Annotated in this window: 19 protein-coding genes and 3 pseudogenes (1 of these 22 cut by a window edge); 9 read left to right on the plus strand and 13 right to left on the minus strand. The window is 70.8% G+C overall.

Annotated features, from left to right (window positions below; genetic code table 11):
- A protein-coding gene (locus ACZ499_RS06885; protein ID WP_468673319.1) for a DNA glycosylase AlkZ-like family protein crosses the window boundary here: on the plus strand, positions 1-632 show its 3' portion. It extends 250 nt beyond the left edge of the window; the window shows 632 of its 882 coding nt (coding positions 251-882); its start codon lies off the left edge, out of view; the stop codon is at positions 630-632.
- Positions 633-700: 68 nt separating this feature from the next.
- Here the strand turns inward: ACZ499_RS06885 and ACZ499_RS06890 are convergent.
- Positions 701-1,310: pseudogene (locus ACZ499_RS06890) on the minus strand (diaminopimelate decarboxylase family protein); the annotation flags it as partial.
- A gap of 49 nt (positions 1,311-1,359) precedes the next feature.
- Between ACZ499_RS06890 and ACZ499_RS06895 the strand changes: the two are divergent.
- The 3 genes and pseudogenes from ACZ499_RS06895 to ACZ499_RS06905 form a co-directional block, all read left to right on the plus strand.
- Positions 1,360-1,620 (plus strand): annotated as a pseudogene (locus ACZ499_RS06895) (hypothetical protein); the annotation flags it as partial.
- Positions 1,621-1,823: 203 nt separating this feature from the next.
- Positions 1,824-3,512: an AMP-binding protein gene (locus tag ACZ499_RS06900; protein ID WP_468673056.1), complete on the plus strand. Its 1,689-nt coding sequence runs from the start codon at positions 1,824-1,826 to the stop codon at positions 3,510-3,512.
- Positions 3,509-5,116 (plus strand): AMP-binding protein, encoded by a 1,608-nt coding sequence (locus tag ACZ499_RS06905; protein ID WP_468673058.1) that lies wholly within the window; start codon positions 3,509-3,511, stop codon positions 5,114-5,116. The genes ACZ499_RS06900 and ACZ499_RS06905 overlap by 4 nt, the downstream gene beginning before the upstream one ends.
- A gap of 68 nt (positions 5,117-5,184) precedes the next feature.
- Here ACZ499_RS06905 and ACZ499_RS06910 read toward each other — a convergent pair whose 3' ends face one another.
- Positions 5,185-5,898, minus strand: a complete 714-nt coding sequence (locus tag ACZ499_RS06910; protein ID WP_468673320.1) for a hypothetical protein — start codon at positions 5,896-5,898, stop codon at positions 5,185-5,187.
- Between the two features lie 473 nt (positions 5,899-6,371).
- Between ACZ499_RS06910 and gcl the strand changes: the two genes are divergently transcribed.
- Together gcl and ACZ499_RS06920 are read left to right on the plus strand one after the other, a co-directional pair.
- Positions 6,372-8,153: a glyoxylate carboligase gene (gene gcl, locus ACZ499_RS06915; RefSeq protein WP_468673060.1), complete on the plus strand. Its 1,782-nt coding sequence runs from the start codon at positions 6,372-6,374 to the stop codon at positions 8,151-8,153.
- Between the two features lie 290 nt (positions 8,154-8,443).
- Positions 8,444-8,665: a hypothetical protein gene (locus ACZ499_RS06920; RefSeq protein WP_361380240.1), complete on the plus strand. Its 222-nt coding sequence runs from the start codon at positions 8,444-8,446 to the stop codon at positions 8,663-8,665.
- A 91-nt stretch (positions 8,666-8,756) separates the two neighbouring features.
- Here ACZ499_RS06920 and ACZ499_RS06925 read toward each other — a convergent pair whose 3' ends face one another.
- Entirely contained in the window at positions 8,757-9,056 is a 300-nt protein-coding gene (locus ACZ499_RS06925; protein ID WP_468673061.1) for a DUF7848 domain-containing protein, read from the minus strand.
- Positions 9,053-9,547 carry a hypothetical protein gene (locus ACZ499_RS06930; protein WP_468673062.1) on the minus strand — a complete coding sequence of 165 codons (495 nt, stop codon included), beginning with the start codon at positions 9,545-9,547 and terminating at the stop codon, positions 9,053-9,055. Before ACZ499_RS06930 ends, ACZ499_RS06925 begins: the two co-directional genes overlap by 4 nt.
- 82 nt (positions 9,548-9,629) lie before the next feature.
- On the opposite strand from ACZ499_RS06930, the pseudogene ACZ499_RS06935 reads away from it, so the two are divergent.
- Together ACZ499_RS06935 and ACZ499_RS06940 are read left to right on the plus strand one after the other, a co-directional pair.
- Positions 9,630-9,838, plus strand: a pseudogene (locus ACZ499_RS06935) (transcriptional regulator); the annotation flags it as partial.
- Between the two features lie 509 nt (positions 9,839-10,347).
- A complete protein-coding gene (locus tag ACZ499_RS06940; protein WP_468673063.1) occupies positions 10,348-10,587 on the plus strand; it encodes a helix-turn-helix domain-containing protein in 240 nt (79 codons plus the stop codon).
- Between the two features lie 343 nt (positions 10,588-10,930).
- On the opposite strand, the gene ACZ499_RS06945 is transcribed toward ACZ499_RS06940, so the two are convergent.
- The 3 genes from ACZ499_RS06945 to ACZ499_RS06955 all read right to left on the minus strand — a co-directional run bounded on the left by ACZ499_RS06945 (position 10,931) and on the right by ACZ499_RS06955 (position 11,769).
- The gene (locus ACZ499_RS06945) at positions 10,931-11,143 is read right to left on the minus strand and encodes a hypothetical protein (protein ID WP_385824778.1); all 213 of its coding nucleotides are present in this window, start codon (positions 11,141-11,143) and stop codon (positions 10,931-10,933) included.
- A gap of 180 nt (positions 11,144-11,323) precedes the next feature.
- Entirely contained in the window at positions 11,324-11,524 is a 201-nt protein-coding gene (locus ACZ499_RS06950; RefSeq protein ID WP_468673064.1) for a hypothetical protein, read from the minus strand.
- On the minus strand, positions 11,524-11,769 hold the full coding sequence (locus ACZ499_RS06955; RefSeq protein ID WP_468673065.1) for a hypothetical protein: 246 nt from the start codon (positions 11,767-11,769) through the stop codon (positions 11,524-11,526). Before ACZ499_RS06955 ends, ACZ499_RS06950 begins: the two co-directional genes overlap by 1 nt.
- Positions 11,770-11,878: 109 nt before the next feature.
- Between ACZ499_RS06955 and ACZ499_RS06960 the strand changes: the two genes are divergently transcribed.
- Positions 11,879-12,643, plus strand: coding sequence for a GntR family transcriptional regulator (locus ACZ499_RS06960; protein ID WP_468673066.1), 765 nt, complete (start codon positions 11,879-11,881; stop codon positions 12,641-12,643).
- A gap of 711 nt (positions 12,644-13,354) precedes the next feature.
- Here ACZ499_RS06960 and ACZ499_RS06965 read toward each other — a convergent pair.
- From ACZ499_RS06965 to ACZ499_RS06990, 6 genes are read right to left on the minus strand one after another with little or no spacing between them, the layout of a single operon-like run.
- The gene (locus ACZ499_RS06965; RefSeq protein WP_468673067.1) at positions 13,355-13,654 is read right to left on the minus strand and encodes a hypothetical protein; all 300 of its coding nucleotides are present in this window, start codon (positions 13,652-13,654) and stop codon (positions 13,355-13,357) included.
- 16 nt (positions 13,655-13,670) lie between these two features.
- Positions 13,671-13,937 carry a hypothetical protein gene (locus tag ACZ499_RS06970; protein WP_468673068.1) on the minus strand — a complete coding sequence of 89 codons (267 nt, stop codon included), beginning with the start codon at positions 13,935-13,937 and terminating at the stop codon, positions 13,671-13,673.
- Between the two features lie 37 nt (positions 13,938-13,974).
- Positions 13,975-14,904: a hypothetical protein gene (locus tag ACZ499_RS06975; RefSeq protein WP_468673069.1), complete on the minus strand. Its 930-nt coding sequence runs from the start codon at positions 14,902-14,904 to the stop codon at positions 13,975-13,977.
- Positions 14,905-14,962: 58 nt separating this feature from the next.
- On the minus strand, positions 14,963-15,688 hold the full coding sequence (locus tag ACZ499_RS06980; RefSeq protein ID WP_468673070.1) for a hypothetical protein: 726 nt from the start codon (positions 15,686-15,688) through the stop codon (positions 14,963-14,965).
- A complete protein-coding gene (locus tag ACZ499_RS06985; RefSeq protein WP_468673071.1) occupies positions 15,689-16,822 on the minus strand; it encodes a hypothetical protein in 1,134 nt (377 codons plus the stop codon).
- Complete coding sequence (locus tag ACZ499_RS06990; protein ID WP_468673072.1) at positions 16,822-17,928, minus strand: hypothetical protein; 1,107 nt, start codon at positions 17,926-17,928, stop codon at positions 16,822-16,824. Before ACZ499_RS06990 ends, ACZ499_RS06985 begins: the two co-directional genes overlap by 1 nt.
- Positions 17,929-17,934: the final 6 nt, after the last annotated feature.

Consider the following 17,934-nt stretch of genomic DNA (forward strand, 5'->3'; position numbering starts at 1 on the left):
CGTGGGGGGGGGGGGGGGGGGGGGGGGGGGGGGGGGGGGGGGGGGGGGGGGGGGAGGGAGGGGGGGGGGGGGGGGGGGGGGGGGGGGGGGGGGGGCGCCCCCCCCCCCCCCCCCCCGACACCGTGCTGCGTTACCTCGGCGCGTTCGGGCCCGCCTCCGTCAAGGACATGCAGACCTGGGCGGGACTGACCCGGCTGGGTGAGGTCTTCGAGCGGCTGCGGCCCGGACTCGTCACCTTCCGTGACGAGAACGGGGTCGAGCTCTTCGACCTGCCGGACGCGCCCCGCCCCGACGAGGACACCCCGGCGCCGCCCCGCTTCCTGCCCGAGTTCGACAACCTGCTGCTGTCCCACGCCGACCGCACCCGGGTGATCCCGGCCGAGCACTGGGGCCGCACCTGGAAGGGCAGCCAGGCCTTCTGCACCCTCCTCGTGGACGGCTTCCTCGCCGGGGTGTGGCGCCTGGAGGAGGGGAAGGGGGCGGGGGAGGGGCGCGCTGTCCTCACCGTTCAGCCGTTCGGGGACCTCGGCCGGGCCCGGCGCGAGGAGGTGGCCGCCGAGGGCGAGCGGCTGCTCGCCGAGATGACCTCGGCCACCTCGTACGACGTCCGGTTCGGGGACGTCTTGGGGTGAGCCCCCCCCGGATCCCCGCAAGGGGTCGTGCCGGAAGGGACCGTCACACCCCCGCTGCCTGGAGGCCGTCACACCCCCACATCCCGCGCCCGCTGGTCCTCGAACGTCTCCCGTCGCAGCAGCAGTCGCGACCGTCCCCTGCGACCGCCACCACGGGCGGGCGGCCGGTCATGTGGTAGCCGGACGCCATCGAGACCTGGTACGCCCCGGACGCCGGTACGGCGAAGACGTTCCCGGGGCGTACGTCGTCCGGCAGTTCGACGTCCTCCGCCAGGATGTCGCCCGCCTCGCAGTGCCGCCCGACCACCGTCGTGGCGCGCATCGGCGACGTCGTACGGCCGACCATGCGGACCGTGTACCGGGCTCCGTACAGCGCCGGACGCGGGTTGCCGCTCATCCCGCCGTCGACCCGCGACGAAGACCTGCGCGCCGGTGCGCTTCACCGAAAGCGCGCGGTACAGCGCGACCCCGGCCGGAGCCGTGATCGAGCGGCCCGGCTCCACCGCGAGCCGGGGCAGTGGAAACGCCAACTCCGTACAGGATCGGGTCAGTTCCCCGGTGATCCGGCGTCCGTACGCGGCCGGGGACGGACGCCGGGTCGCCCGGCAGGTACGCCGCCGCGAAGCCGCCACCGAGGTCCGGCTCGGGGAGGGTGACGCCGTGCCGGTCGCGGGCTCGGCGAGCCGGATCCAGCTCTGGTCGGGCCCGAAAACTGATCGCTGTCGTCGTGGTCTGCTTCTTGGTCGGCGTACCCCGATGGGATGGACTGAGGTCACGCCGGCGAGCGGCCCGGGAGAACCGGGAAGCCGCCACTGACAAGGGAGTCGACCGTCATGCCGATCGTCACCATTCGGCAGGGTCCGCGCGACATCGACCTCAAGCGGGAGCTCGTGAAGGGGGTCCCCCCTGCTCCTCAAGAGCTTGGGCGAGGGTCACGGACGCGTTCGTCGATGCGTACCGGATCCCGGCGGAGACCGTACAGGTCTGGATCCACGAGACCCCCGCCGACAGCTGGGGCGCCGCGGGGAAGCTCACCGCGGACAAGCAGGGGGTGCCTCTCCTCCTGGGCGCCTCCCCCAGGGGGCGGGGGAGTCCGCCGCGCGGACTTCCCCCGCACCCCCCTACGGGGGTAAAGAGGCCTGGTCACGCACCGCAGGGTGGTAGAGAGTGGCCAGGCAACGAGGAGGGCACATGGACGCACGTGACGCCACACAGGAGTTCCGGGCCGGACGGGACTTCCTGCTGGAGCACCGGGAGGACTACGCGACGGCCTGCCAGGGGTTCACCTGGCCCCGCCCCGAGCGGTTCAACTGGGCGCTCGACTGGTTCGACGTCATCGCCGAGGGCAACAACGCCACCGCGCTGCACATCGTCGAGGAGGACGGCCGCGAGATCACCCTCTCGTACGCCGAGATGTCCCTGCGCTCGGACCGGGTCGCCAACTGGCTGCGCGCCCAAGGGGTACGGGCCGGGGACCGCGTCCTCGTCATGCTCGGCAACCAGCAGGAACTGTGGATGACCGCGCTGGCAGCGATGAAGCTGCGGGCGGTCGTCATCCCCGCGACCCCGCTGCTCGGCCCGGCCGACCTGCGGGACCGGATCGAGCGCGGGCGCGCCCGGCACGTGATCGTGCGGGCCGAGGACGCGGCCAAGTTCGCGGACGTGCCGGGGGAGTACACCCGGATCGCCGTCAATCCGCAGGGCGCCGACCCCGTTCCCGGGTGGCTGGACTTCGACGGGGCGTTCGGGGCGGACGCGCGGTTCGAGCCGGACGGTGTCACCCGGGCCGACGACCCGCTGATGCTCTACTTCACCTCCGGCACCACGGCCCGCCCCAAGCTCGTCGAGCACACCCATGTGTCGTATCCCGTCGGGCACTTGGCGACGATGTACTGGATCGGGCTCAGGCCCGGTGACGTGCATCTGAACATCTCCTCGCCCGGCTGGGCCAAGCACGCCTGGTCGAACCTCTTCGCCCCGTGGAACGCCGAGGCCACCGTCTTCATCTACAACTACACACGCTTCGACGCCGCCCGGCTCATGTCCGCGATGGACGCGGCGGGCGTCACCAGCTTCTGCGCGCCGCCCACGGTGTGGCGGATGCTGATCCAGGCGGACCTGAGCGCGCTGCGGAACCCGCCCCGCGAGGTCGTCGCGGCCGGTGAGCCGCTCAACCCGGAGGTCATCGAGACGGTCCGGCGGGAGTGGGGCCGGGTCATCCGGGACGGCTTCGGGCAGACCGAGACCGCCGTCCAAGTAGCCAACACCCCCGGCCAGTTGCTCAAGACGGGATCGATGGGACGACCGAGCCCCGGCTACAAGGTGGAGCTCCTGGACCCGGTGTCGGGCGAGCCGGGCGCGGCGGAGGGCGAGATCGCCCTCGACCTCTCGGCCCGGCCGGTCGGCCTGATGACCGGCTACCACGGCGACCCGGAGCGTATGGCCGAGTCGATGGCGGGCGGCTACTACCGCACCGGCGACATCGGGTCCCGCGACGAGGACGGCTACATCACCTATGTGGGCCGGGCCGACGACGTCTTCAAGGCCTCCGACTACAAGATCTCGCCGTTCGAGCTGGAGAGCGCGCTCCTGGAGCACGAGGCGGTGGCCGAGGCGGCCGTCGTTCCCGCGCCCGATCCGCTGCGGCTCGCCGTGCCCAAGGCGTACATCGTGCTCGCGGCGGGCTGGGAGCCCGGCCCGGACACCGCGAAGGTGCTGTTCGAGCACTCGCGCGCGGTCCTCGCCCCGTACAAGCGCATCCGCCGGATCGAGTTCGGCGAACTCCCCAAGACGGTCTCCGGGAAGATCCGCCGCATCGAGCTGCGCGAGGCGACGGCGGCGGGTTCGAAGGCCGAGTACGACGAGGGGGACCTGCGGTGACGGACCTGTCGTACGCCCACGGCACCAGCGGCACGCCGCTGCTCGGCGACACCATCGGGGCCAACCTGGACCGGGCGGTCGCCGCCTGGCCGGACCGCGAGGCGCTGGTGGACGTGGAGTCCGGGCGGCGTTGGACGTACACGCAGTTCGCTGCGGACGTCGACGACCTGGCCCGCGCGCTGATCGGCAGCGGGGTCCGCAAGGGCGACCGGGTCGGCATCTGGGCGGTGAACTGCCCGGAGTGGGTGCTCGTGCAGTACGCCACGGCCCGGATCGGCGCGGTCATGGTGAACATCAACCCGGCGTACCGGGCGCACGAGCTCGCGTACGTACTGAAGCAGGCCGGGATCTCGCTGCTGGTCGCCTCGCGGACGCACCGGACGAGCGACTACCGGGCGCTGGTGGAGCAGGCGCGTCCGCAGTGCCCGGAGCTGCGGGCGGTGCACTACATCGGGGACGCGTCCTGGGAGGCGCTCCTGGTGGCGGGCACTTCTGTGACATCCAATCAACTGGCCTTGGCGCAGGCCGAGTTGTCGTGCGACGACCCGGTCAACATCCAGTACACCTCGGGGACCACCGGCTTCCCCAAGGGGGCGACGCTCTCCCACCACAACATCCTCAACAACGGCTATTTCGTGGGGGAGTCGATCTCCTACACCGAGCGGGACCGGATCTGTGTGCCGGTGCCGTTCTACCACTGCTTCGGCATGGTCATGGGCAACCTCGCGGCCACCTCGCACGGGGCCTGCGTGGTGATCCCGGCGCCGTCCTTCGACGCGGCGGCGACCCTGCGGGCGGTGGACCGGGAGCGGTGCACCTCGCTGTACGGGGTGCCGACGATGTTCATCGCCGAGCTGAACCTGCCGGACTTCGGCTCGTACGACCTGTCCTCGCTGCGTACCGGGATCATGGCGGGGTCGCCGTGTCCGGTCGAGGTGATGAAGCGGGTCGTCGCCGAGATGAACATGGCCGAGGTGTCCATCTGCTACGGCATGACAGAGACGTCCCCCGTCTCCACGCAGACGCGCGTCGAGGACGACCTGGAGCGCAGGACCGGCACGGTGGGGCGGGTGCTGCCGCACATCGAGGTGAAGGTGGTGGACCCGGCCACGGGCGTCACACTGCCGCGCGGCGAGGCGGGCGAACTGTGCACCCGCGGCTACAGCGTGATGCTCGGCTACTGGGACGAGCCGGAGCGGACCGCCGAGGCGATCGACGCGGGGCGCTGGATGCACACGGGCGATCTGGCGGTGCTGCGCGAGGACGGTTACGTCCAGATCGCCGGCCGGATCAAGGACATGATCATCCGGGGCGGCGAGAACGTCTATCCGCGCGAGATCGAGGAGTTCCTCTACGCCCACCCGAAGATCGCGGACGTCCAGGTGGTGGGCGTGCCCGACGAGAAGTACGGCGAGGAGATTCTGGCCTGCGTGATCCCGCGCGACCCCGAGGACCCGCCCACGCCGGAGGACGTCGCCGCGTTCTGCCGCGACCGCCTGGCGCACTACAAGGTGCCGCGACGGCTGCGGATCCTGACGGAGTTCCCGATGACGGTGAGCGGGAAGGTGCGGAAGGTGGAGCTGAGGGAGGGGTACGGGGAGTAGGGGGCGGGGCCTGGGCGCGGGGGTGCGGTGGGCCCCCGGCTCAGGGGTCCCGGCTTACGGGCTGCGGCTTACGGGCCGGTGGCGACCAGCTCGTCCGCCGCGTCGTTGACCGGCTGGGGCGCGCCCGTCAGGTCCATCACGAACAGCGGTATGGACAGTTCGTCGGCGCGGGCCCGGGCGTCCTTGGTGTACCCGGCGAGTGAGAAGTAGACGCCGACGGCCGAGCTGCTGAGCGCGTTCAGCCACAGGCACTCCACCGCGCGCAGCGACGCCGGGCGCGTCGTCGGGTCGACCTGGGCGACCAGCCCGGGGCCGCGCAGATCGATCCCGGGGGAGGGGCGCGCCTCGGACTGCAGGACATCGCGGAAGCCGAGCCACTTCAGATAGAGCGCCGCGGCGGTCACCGCGTCCCGGGCGGTACGGATGGTCACCGGCCGGAACGCCGGGCGCGGGGGCGCGGCGGTCGGCGGAACCGGGATGTGGACCGGCAGCCGGGCGGGCGGCGCCGGGACCGGCCGGACCGGAATCCGCAGCACCGTGCCGCACGAGCACCCCAGCTCCGGCTGCGGCCACTGGTCCTGCCGCCCGCACGCGTCGCAGCGCACGACGACCCAGTCCTCGGTCCAGGTGCGATGGGTGATCGGCTCGGGAGCGCCCCCGCGCTGCAGCGGCGGCGCGAGCGGGGCGCCGCAGGGGCAGGGGTAGGTGGTCGCGGCGTACCGGTGCTCACGCCGGCACACCGGGCACCGCACGACGAGAGTCTCCCGCCCGAGCCCGGCCATGGGGTACGCGGGTCCGGTGCGGTGGCTGGGGCCGCCCGGGTATCCGGCCCCGCCTGAGCGTCCAGGGCCGTCGGCGTCATCGTGGTGCCCGGCTCCGCTGTGGTGCCCGGGGTTGCCGGGGTATCCGGCGCCGCCGGGACTGTCGGCCCCGCCCGGGTGCCAGGCCCCGCCGAGCCCGCCACCGGGCACCCCGCCGCGCCACTCCGGCCCGCCGGGTCCCTGCGTTCCGCCATTGCCGCCGGCTCCGCCGGTCCCGTCGATGCCCATGTCGTCCACCCCGTGCTCGCCGCCCGTACGGTCCATCGTCCCCCACCCGCGCTCGCCCGGGAGGCGTCTTCGGGGATCCCTTGACGCGCCTGCGTACGCCCCCTATGTTTCTTCCATATAGCAGAACTAAACTTCCGCATTACGGAATCACGGCTCTCAGGTGGCGCGACAGAGCCCGATCCGCCAGGCCGAAGCAGGAGCACTCCATGCCTCGTATGACCGCTGCCCGAGCGGCAGTTGAGATCCTCAAGCGCGAAGGCGTCACCAACGCGTTCGGCGTGCCGGGCGCGGCGATCAACCCCTTCTACGCGGCCCTCAAGGCCGGTGGCGGCGTCAAGCACACGCTGGCCCGCCACGTCGAGGGCGCGTCCCACATGGCCGAGGGGTACACCCGGGCCAATGCGGGGAACATCGGCGTCTGCATCGGTACGTCCGGCCCCGCCGGCACCGACATGATCACCGGCCTGTACTCCGCGATCGCCGACTCGATCCCGATCCTCTGCATCACGGGCCAGGCGCCGGTCGCCAAGCTCCACAAGGAGGACTTCCAGGCGGTCGACATCGCCTCGATCGCCAAGCCGGTGACGAAGGCGGCGACCACGGTCCTGGAGGCCGCGCAGGTCCCCGGCGTCTTCCAGCAGGCGTTCCACCTGATGCGCTCCGGCCGCCCCGGCCCCGTCCTCATCGACCTGCCGATCGACGTCCAGCTCACCGAGATCGACTTCGACCCGGACACGTACGCGCCCCTGCCGGTCTACAAGCCGTCCGCGACCCGCGCCCAGGTCGAGAAGGCGCTCGGCTTCCTCCTGGGGTCCGAGCGCCCGCTGATCGTCGCGGGCGGCGGCGTCATCAACGCCGACGCGTCCGAACTGCTCGTGGAATTCGCCGAGTTGACGGGTGTTCCGGTCATCCCGACCCTGATGGGCTGGGGCATCCTCGCCGACGACCACGAGCTGAACGCCGGAATGGTCGGCCTGCAGACCTCGCACCGCTACGGCAACGCGAACTTCCTGGAGTCGGACTTCGTCCTCGGCATCGGCAACCGCTGGGCCAACCGCCACACCGGCGAGCTGGACGTCTACACCAAGGGCCGCAAGTTCGTCCACGTCGACATCGAGCCGACCCAGATCGGCAGGATCTTCGCGCCGGACTACGGCATCGCCTCCGACGCCAAGGCCGCGCTCACGCTCTTCGTCGAGGTGGCGAAGGAGCTGAAGGCCGCGGGCGAGCTGCCCGACCGCAGCGCGTGGGCGGCCTCGACCCAGGAGCGCAAGGCGCAGCTCCAGCGGCGTACGCACTTCGACAACGTCCCGCTGAAGCCGCAGCGCGTCTACCAGGAGATGAACCGCGCCTTCGGCCCGGAGACGCGGTACGTCACCACCATCGGCCTCTCCCAGATCGCGGGCGCGCAGATGCTGCACGTCTACAAGCCGCGCCACTGGATCAACTGCGGCCAGGCGGGCCCGCTCGGCTGGACCATCCCGGCCGCGCTCGGCGCCGCCACGGCGGACCCGGGGACCCCGGTCGTCGCGCTCTCCGGCGACTACGACTTCCAGTTCATGCTGGAGGAGCTGGCCGTCGGCGCGCAGCACAACATCCCGTACGTCCACGTCCTCGTGAACAACTCCTACCTGGGCCTGATCCGCCAGGCCCAGCGAGGCCTGGACATCGACTTCCAGGTCAACCTGGAGTTCGAGAACATCAACTCCCCGGAGCTGGGCGTCTACGGCGTCGACCACGTCAAGGTCGTCGAGGGCCTCGGCTGCAGGGCGATCCGCGTGACCGAGCCGGACCAGCTGCTGCCGGCCTTCGAGGAGGCCAAGAAGCTGGCCGCCGAGTACCGCGTCCCGGTCGTCGTCGAGGCGATCCTGGAGCGGATCACCAACATCTCGATGGGCGCCAAGATCGACGCGATCAACGAGTTCGAGGAGCTGGCGACGGAGCCGGGGCACGCGCCGACGGCGATCCGCCCGCTGCAGACGTCGTAGGAACCTGTCGTAGGAATCCGTACGACCCGCCCCTGGACTCGCCCCAGGACCGTACGACGCCGCTGAGCGAGCCCGCTGGACCGACGGCTCCGGCGCTTCCCGTGGGGGTGGCGCCGGAGCCGTTGCCGTTCACTCGTTCGAGTCACTCGTACGAGTTCATCCGAGGGCGTTTCTGACGGCCTTCGGACGGCGTTCCGGCAGCGTTCCGACGGGCTCGCGGGGCAATCGTGTCGAATCCGAGACGAGGAGAGGCGGTGCAATGGGCGAGGACGGCGCATACTGGAAAGACCATGACGCAGCCGTCCGCGCCGAGGCGCCACCTGCCCACCAGTCCCTTCAAAGCTCCGGTCGACCCGCAGGCCAAGACCTTCGCCTTGGGCGACCGGGTCTCCCACGACCAGTTCGGCCTGGGCAGGATCGTCGGCGTCGAGGACGGAGTCGCGATGCTCGTCGACTTCGGCTCCCGCCGCGCCCGCATCCTGAGCCCCTACACCCGCATGCACCGTCTCTGACCCAGAGCCGCACGTCCCCACCAAGGCCCTGTCCCGCGCCGAGCGGACGGGGCCTTGATCATGCCTGGCGTGGCGGGACGGGAATGGTCGACTACTGCAAGGAGTCGGCGGCACCTCGGGACGCCGACTCCGTGTACAACTTGTACAAGGAGTTGCCCGGGGCCGGGGTGACCCGGGCGAACGAGGTCACCAGGGCCCGGAAGCCGCCGTGGTCGTGATGCCGGGCGGTGTGCTTGATCACCCAGCCCTCCGGTCCGTCGCTGGTGTCGGAGGGCGGGGAGGCGTCGAGGCACGTCGTGCACTCCATCAGGCAGATCGGGCCGGACACGCCCGGGGCCGTGTCCGTGCCGAGCACCCATTCCGCGTAACGGATCACCGAGCGGGGGCTCACGGCGTCCGCTCCGCCGTCGGCGTCCGCCGCAGCCTGGCCTGCCCGAGCGCCGTCAGGTCGGCCACGCCCCGCGCAGAGCACACGCTGCCCACCGTGCTCGGCGGCAGTGCCCGGTACGGGCCGGGCCGGGCGGTCAGGTCGACGCGCGGCACCCCCAGGCACGTCCCCGGCGCCAGACACTCGACGCCGGGCACCCGCCAGTCGGCGTACGTGTCCGGCGGGACGAGCGCGTAGTACCAGACGCCGACCCCGTACGCGTCGTGGATGACCGCTCCGTCCTCCAGGACCTCGACGAGGAACACGGCGACGGCGTCCGGGTCGTTGCTGCCCGCTGCGGCGTGGACGACGTCGGCGGGCAGGCGAATCGCGTCGAACTTGGTGCCGGTCGGCACGAGCGCGATACCCACATCGAACTCCCGCCGGGCCTGCGCCGGCACGCCGTGCGCGGAGGCGAGCCAGTCCGTGATGGCACTTGCTGCCCGGTCGATCACGGCGAGATCACCCCGGTCCCGGCCGCCTCGGCGCAGTCGGCGTGCGCGTAGCTGGTGTGGTCGCCGCCGTAGTCGGCGACGAACATGCGACCGCCTTCTGTGGCCACAGGAGCTGTTCCACGTCTACGACGACACCCTTGTGTCAGTGGAGCTGTTGTCCGCTCGCGTCCGCGTCACCCAGCCCAGCGAGATCGTTCTGTACCTCAAAGCCTTCGAGCAGCTTCAAAGCATGGCTGTGTACGGAGCTGAAGCGCGCGCCTTGATTGTGCGGCCATCGATGCGCTGCACTGATCCCGAGTTGCGCACGACCCTGTTCCCGCACTGTTCCCACTCCCCGAAACAGATCAAGGCCCCACCTGAAAGCACAGGCAGGGCCTTGATCATCGAGCGCTCGATTCGGGACCGTAACCAGATAATTGACCCCCGTTTGACCTGCGGCGATGCCCAAAACCCGGACAGATGGGTGTAGTTCGGTGACGCTCGATGCGCCCCGATGTCGCTGGATTCCCCGTTCTGTTCCCATGGGAACAGGGGCTCTGAAGATCGTGCAGCCAGGCGCGCTGATGAGTGCAGTCAGGGGCATCCGCACCGATGGGAACATGACGGCGCCCCTCCCGGAGGAGGGGCGCCGCCGACCGCTCCCGGCAGCCTGGGGGGCCAAACCGGAAGGGTCGGTTCAGTGGGTTACTCGGCAGTCATGGGAACACAGATTCGATTGAAGGTACAAGTACTTCTAGATCACAAATCTATGTAGGGTCTGCCCTACATACAATTGATCATGCAGCCGCGAGCGTGGGCAGGTGCCACGCTCCACCCCACCGCCCGACTGGGTACTCACCCGCCGCCGGGCCATCGGGGACCGCATCCGAGCCGCACGGCTCCAACGGAACCTCACGCAGGAGCAGGTGGCCATGCGCACCGGCATCGACCGGGCCACATACAACCGCATCGAGCAGGGACACGCATCGCCCCTCCTCGACTCCCTGCTCCTCATCGCCGACGCGATCGGCGTCCCACTCGCCGAGCTCGTTGGGACGTAGCCCCGGCCGCGCCAGCGACTGGCAGCGACCGAGACAGGCCCATCAGTCCATGGCCCCGCAGTTACCGCTCTCGTCCGTGTTCACTGGGCGTCGCCTGCGGATCGCACGCGAGCAGGCAGTCCACCAGGCCGAGAGCACACTGCGCGGCGCGCCGCGCATGGTCGTACATCCGAGGCAGCACATGCGCATCCGGGATCTCGTCCAGGAAGAGCCGGGCGTCGGTGGTCAGGTACCGGGCGCGAGCCCCCAGTGGCCCCGGCCTGTCCGCGACGGGGACGTAGACAGACCGGGGCTCGGGCCCTGCCCGCACCCGCAGAACGGGGTACTGAGCGCGGGCAGGGGGCTAGCGGGTGCGCTGCCATACGGGCTCAAGGGCCCGTAGTGCGTCGCGCCGTTCCTTGACCCGGGCGAAGAACAGGTCCGGGTCGGAGTCGAACGCGGCGACCAGCTCGAGGTGCAGCCGGTGCGCGTCCTCGGAGATCTCGTATCCGCAGGCGCCGCACCGGTACCAGTCGGAGCCGACCGGGGCAAGCGGAGCAGTGCACTGCGGACACATCACGAATCCTTTATCCGGGCTGGCTGGTGTTGCACGGGTAGCAGATCCACCAGCCGTCTTGCGTCCTGGTCATCGTCTGGCCGCAGCTGGAACACTGCATGATGCCTCCCTCTGTGATGGATGGGTGGTGACCCGTCCCGGCCGGGTTTCCTGGCGAGGTGCTCCGGTCGGGACGGGGGCTCAATGGGCGGCCGTAGCCGCGTAGTCGTAGCGCGGGAAGCCCCAGCTGTCCGCCGGGTGCTGGTCAAGCGGCAGGAGCCGCCGTGACGCCTTGCACGGCGGGCAGGCGTACATGGTCCAGCCGGGGCCGGAGTTCGCGTGGGCGATGCCGATGGCGATCGCCTCGTCGGAGTCGTCGCCGCACCAGTTGCACGTCTGCATTACTGCTCTGCCCTCCGGTCGATCTCGGCCCACACGGTGTCGCCGTCGCCGGTGCGGTTGTGGCCGTACCGGTCGGCGGCGCCAAGGGTGGTGAGGATGGTGCCGCGGATGGTGTTGCTCATCGCGGCGGGGAGGTCGGCCTCGATGCGGATGTGGTCCGCGGTCTCCTCGATGCGCGGCTCGCTCTCGGTGGCAGCGGCGAGCATGCCCGCGAGGGCGACGGCATGTGGAGGCACGGCGGACATAGCTCTCCCCTGGTGATCAGCCTGTCACTTTTCGTGAGGCTGAGTATTCAGCTTTGACCTGATGGGTTAGCTTTGTCAATGTCGACGTACAACGCTCGGAGCTGCGCATATGCCACGCGAAACGCCCTTCCTGCAGGTGGCCGACGCTCTGCGTGACCGCATCAAGGCGGGCGAGTGGAGCGTGGGTGACAAGCTGCCCAGCCGCGCGCGCTTCGCCGAGGAGTACGGCGTCGGGCAGAGCGTCGCCCAGCGCGCCATGGAGCGGCTCATCATCGAGGGACTCCTCGAGGGCCGGGCAGGATCCGGCACCTACGTCCGCCGGCCACGCGAGCGGCTGCGCATGGTCCGCTCCCGGCACCGTGAACGCCGCGGCGGTAGCCCGTTCCGCGCGGACATGAAGGAGCAGGGCCGAGCCGGTACTTGGGAGTCCCGCAGCACCGCGCGGGTGCCCGCTCCGGAGCACATCGCCGAACGGCTCGCCATCGAACCGGGCGACCTCACTGTGCATACGCGCTATGAGTTCCTCGCCGACGGCATGCCGGTCCAACTCTCGGAGTCGTGGGAGCCGATGGCGGTCACGGATGGCACGCCGATCGTGCTGCCGGAGATGGGCCCGCACGCCGGGGCTGGTGTCGTCGAGCGGATGCGGTCCATCGGCGTCCGTATCGAGACGGCCGTCGAGGTGCCACGTCCTTCGAGGGCGACGCAGGAGCAGGCGAACCTGCTCGGCATCTCCGTCGGCGACCTGATCACGGAGATTGAGCGCACGTACTACGACGTGGAGGGGCGGCCGGTCGAGACGGCGGACATCACCGTGGCCGATGTGCGGTGGGAGATCGCCTATGAGATCGGCATTGAGCACCCCGACGACTGACTCCGGACGCACGAAAGCGCCCCCTCCCGCCCGAAGGCGAGAGGGGGCGTCTTCACACGTACTGCCTGCGGTACGGATCCAGACCCAGCGACAACAGGCCCTGCCGCTTCGGGGCGGGTGTCGACGGCGCCGCCGCGTCCCGGCGGCACACCAGCGCATCCGGATCCGACGGCGGCGGCTGGAGACTGTATCCATCCGGGCACGTCTGACCATCCCGGCCGGGAGCGCCGTCGGCGCCGTCGCGGCCATCCTGGCCGTCCGCCCCGGGAGGCCCCGCAGGGCCAGCCGGACCGGCAGGACCAGCCGGGCCCGCGGCACCGACGGCACCGTCCGCCCCGGGCTGTCCCGTCGCAGAGGTGCCCGCGGCGCCCGTCGCGCCGGCCTTTCCCACCAGACCGGGCGGGCCGGTCGCACCCACCGGCCCTGTCGGCCCGACCGGGCCTGGCTCGCCCTGCGGACCCGGCGGCCCCACCGCCCCCTCACCCGCCGGGCCACGACTCCCCGGAGGTCCCGCCACCGGATTCCCACCCATGTGCTGTACCTGCTGCGCCAGAGCGTCCCTGGCCTCGTTCGACGTGCGGAGCTCCGCCCGGAGTTGCACGATCGCCAGCAGAATGCCCCCCAGAACCATCCCCAGGAACAGAGCCCCAGCGACCGTCCAGACGTCGCCGCGCTGTCGCCGCCGCTCTTCGGTACGGATCGCAGACCGCATCACGACGACCCCGCTCCCAGAGTCAGCAACAGGATGACCGGCAACAGAATCCCGATCACAGGCACGATTACCGCGCCGATCAGCCAGCGGCGCGTCGCGACGATCCGCTCGGCGTCCTTCTCGCGGAGCGCTTCCAGCGTTGTCACGCGCGTGGCGAGGGCCTCGTGTCGGAGGTCGTAGACCCGCTGGTCGACTTTCTCGTCCATGCGGCGGCCGAGTTGCTGGATGTCTTCGCGGACGTCGGCGAGCCGGTCCTCGAAGCGTCGGGCGATCTCCCCGAGGGTTGGCTCGTCGGGCACGTGCTACTCCGATCGGTCAGACGCCCGGGAGCGTGCTCGCGCTGTTCTTGTCGCCGAACGCCCTCGCGAGCATCCCCTTCAGCAGCGACCCAGACGCGGCAATCCCCGCCGCGCCCATCGTCTGCCAGAAACTCGCGTGGAACATGTCGGCGGGCCCCGCGGCAATGCCGACGCCAGAGGCCGCGACGACGAAAGTGGCGGCGGTGCGCTCGGCGAGGTCGCGGGCGTACGTGGCGCCAGTGCGGACGATGGCGCCGGCGCCGGGGAACGAAGAGGTGGTCATGGGCAGATCCGTTCTGTGAGGGTGACCGCAGAGCCGGTCAGGCGGTGATGGCGGGCGGGGCGCCCTGGTCATTGGTGATGGCCGGGGTCGCGTCATGCACGGTCACGTCGACGTCGACAACCGCGTCCGCGATGGCCTTCTGCACGGCGGCGACGAGCGTCGCAGTGTCGACCCCGGAGTGCAGATCGCCGACGGCCTTCGTGAGCGCAGTGAGCGCCGCGCCCTGCGCGAGGGCCTGCCGGTACAGCGCATTCAGCAGCGCCCATGCGTCGAAGGCGCCGTCGCCCTTGTAGCCCCACGTCCCGAACTGAACGAGAGACCGGATCTCGGCGAGCATCTTGGCCTGCGCATCAGTCAGTGCCATGTCGTCCTCCTCGGACGTGGTGGTGAAGCCCGGCCACGAGCCGGGATCCTGGTGATCGTTTTCGGGCACGTGGGCGTGGGCGTACCAGCCGCCCTCGGACTCCCACGTCGACTCGCTGCGGTGCGAGGTGAAGTCGACCGGCCGCCCCATGGGCCACACGTCCGGCACGCCCCACGAGCGCACCCACGCGTGCAGCTCCGGCCAGCCCTTGCACGGGGTGTCGACGAGCCGCGGGTAGACCCGGCCGCCCCAGCGCGTGTACGGGAAGAACACAGCTTCGATCTGGATCACGACCTTGCCCGCCCGGTTCGTGCGGGTGCCGCCCGCCGTGTCGACGACGGACTTCGAGCGGGAGTCGGCCGGGACCAGCTGGGCGATCTGGCCCGTGAACGGGTCCCAGATGATGTGCGGGGCGCTACTCGCGCCGCTGCTGGTGAAGTAGTTGACCAGCGACTCGAAGCTGATGTGGTCGGCGGGGGCGGCTGCCGTGGCGTTCTTGTCCCAGGTGATGTGGGCGATCGCCTTCGGTGGATACCCCGAGTCGCAAGGGGCGTGGTCGCCGATGTCGTGGCGCTCGGCGCCCGGCATCCACAGGTCAGGCATGGTCGCCTCCAGGGCAGAGGAAAGCCCCGGCCAGAAACCGGCGCGGGGCGGGAGAGGGTTACGCCTCGGTGGCGTCGTAGGTGTTCGAGCCCCACACGCCGTGGCACCACGACGAGCAGGTGCCTGTGCCAGCAGTCCGCTGCACCTGCGCGAGGATCGAGATCTGGTCCGCGTGCTGGGTTGGCTCCAAGTCGGCACGCACCGCCCGGAAGTACGAGAACTGCTCGGTCGCCGTGGCGGTGACGGTCGGCCCCAGCTGTGTGAGCACCCCGCCAAGCCACGCCATGATCCGCATCTGTGCAGTCGTCGAAGCGGGCGCGGCCACACTGATCGCGAAATCCAACACGGCGTGCTGCCGCCACCACACCCCGGAATGCGTCGTCGACCAGGAGCTATTGGTGAACGCGATGCCCGCGTTCATCGGCACGGGGATGAACGGGCGGCCGAGGAAGTTGTCCGCGTACGCGTCGTCCATGACGATCACGTTGCCGCTGCGCGAGCGGACCCGGATCATGTCGTCGAAGTCAGGGCCCTGCCCGGACACGCTCATCGCGAGCGACCCGTCATGGCGGCGGAGCTCCAGCCCGTACTCCCCGTCCGGCCACTGGCCAACGCCAACGATCGTCGTGCCGTCGGGTTTCAAGACCCTGAACCTGCCGTTGGTGACGCTCGCCGACTCCAGACGCCGCGCGGCCCGCAGCTCCCGCAGCTCGCGCTCCAGCGCCGCCACCCGGCGTGCGAGACCACTCGTGCCGCCCGGCACCATGTCGCCTGCGGTCGGCATCTAGTCCTCCTCGACGAGGATCGGGCGGAGCATGTCCGCGCCAGGGTCCAGCTCCCACGACCACACCCGGGCCGTCACATCCACGCCCTGGGGATGCCGGGGCGAGCGCTCGATGGCCAGGCGGATCGTGTCCCCAATGCCCCAGTCCCGGCCGAGACGTGGCGCGCGCGAAGCGGTGGCCTCGACGGTCCACACCCGCGCCCCGGTCCGCATGAGGGCCAGTGCGGCCGCAGCGTGCGCGGTCAGCTGGTCCGGGTCGGTGATCCCGGACGCCGGGGTGAAGCGGTGCACCCAGCGCGGCCAGCCCGCCGCCTCCAGGTCCGCCGCGATCTGCTCGGCGCCGGACAGTCGCGCCAGGCCTTCGCCCTCCCCGCGCGCGAGCACGACGGTGGCGCCCTTCCCGGACTCGTAGGACTCGCGCAGCCGGTAGTCGGAGACGCTCCCGGGGAAGTCGAACACCGCCTCGGGCAGCGTGCTTTGGATCCCGACCTTCGGGCGGACGCGGACCGGCAGGGTGAATGCCGTGTGCGTGCTGTCCGACCAGGCGACGTCGACGAGCCACTCGGGGCCGCCGTCCATGCTCATGATCTCCTGCATCGCGGACAGCACGGTGCGGTCGTCGGAGTCGAGCGCGCTGAAGTTCATCGGGACCCCGGTGGCCGGGGCGTCCATCACGAACGGCGGCCCGAACGAGGTCAGCGGCGCGTTCATCAGCGATGTGATCACCGTCGCCTGATCCTGCGCGAGCAACGCCTGATCCCCCGTGAACCGGCGATCCAGGTACGCCTCGGGGGTGACCGCGTCCAGCTGCACGACCGTGGAGGAGCCGCCCTCGCGGGGCAGCACGATGCCCGGCCACAGCGGGATTTGCGTCAGGCGGTCCACGCCCACGAGCAGCGTCCGGCCCGGTGTCGTCGCGGCCTCCCAGTCGGCCGGCGCACCCGACAGCGCCAGTTCGAAGCTGGTCTGCGTGTGGGTGCCGAGGCGTCGGGACAGCGTGCCGGACGGTGTGAGGGAGGGCAGTTCCGCGATGATCGCGCCGGTGCGCAGATCGCACGCGTACCAGTCCAGCTCATACGGCGTCTGCGGGATCCCGGACGGCGTCGCCGACAGGGACTCGATAGCGAAGGTCATCAGACGGTCCGCAGCGGGCTGGTGATCCGGATCCCGTCGAAGTAAACGCTCGTCACGGTCTCGGGCGACAACACGTTGAGGGTGACCTTGCCGTCCGGGGTGAACGACATCCGGCACGCGGTCCGGGAGCCGATGCCCGCAGTCATGAAGACGCGCTCCTTGCCGACCCTGTAGCCCGAGTTCAAGGTGACCACCAGGGAGTTGCTGCGCGCTGCGGTGGAGGTGGCAGCGCCCTCGAACTCCCACACCTCGGTGCCGCTTTCGAAGAACTTCCGCATCCTGGCGACGAGGATCGACGATGCCCCGGACCACGTATCCGTCGCGTTGTACGTGCCGATGCTGGTGAGCACGGTCCAGTCCATCGACAGCTCGTTCGCCACCCACGCCGACCCGGACCAGCGGTCCATGCCACCGTCGGAGCGGTCCCGGCGCTGCCCGGTGTAGGACCCGGACGACAGCGACAACGGGGCGATGCCGCCGATCGCCTTCGGGTACGGCACCCACGCGGACGGTGTCCACCGCTCCAACACCTCGTTCGTGGTGTTGTCCCGGTACTGCCCGGTGTACGCGCCGGTGATTGCAGTGTTCGGGTCCGGGAGGATCCCGCCCGGCGCCACCGTGACCGGGCGGACCGCCGTGGACACCGACGGGGAGCCGCCGCCGGACGCCGGGACACTGATCGTGGCCAGCGGGATGTAGATCTGGACCCCGGCCGGGGTCGGCGCCACCCCTGACCCGGCCGTGCCCTGAAGGTAGACGGCCTCGGCCTTGCGCAGGCCGGACGCGTCGACGTCGGTGTCCCACACTCGCAGGTACACAAGGTCGATACGGGCGAGCGTCGCGTGCGCGGCCGCCACAGACCCGGGGCTCGTCGATGTGGGGAGCGCTGCTCGGTACACGCCCTGAGCCGAGTAGGGCACGCCCGCGACGCCCGCGCTCACGTTGATCGTGGAACCGGCCAGCGTCACCGTCAGGCCCGGGTCGCCCGGCCGGACGCCGCCGCGCGAGCCGAGCGCGGTGCCGTCGGACATGAGCAGCATCGCGTCCGAGTTCCTGAGCTCCAGCCCGTCGTAGGTGATCGTGTTCTCCCACGTGGGATCAGCCACGGGTCC

This window comes from Streptomyces sp. NPDC031265 (assembly GCF_055570295.1).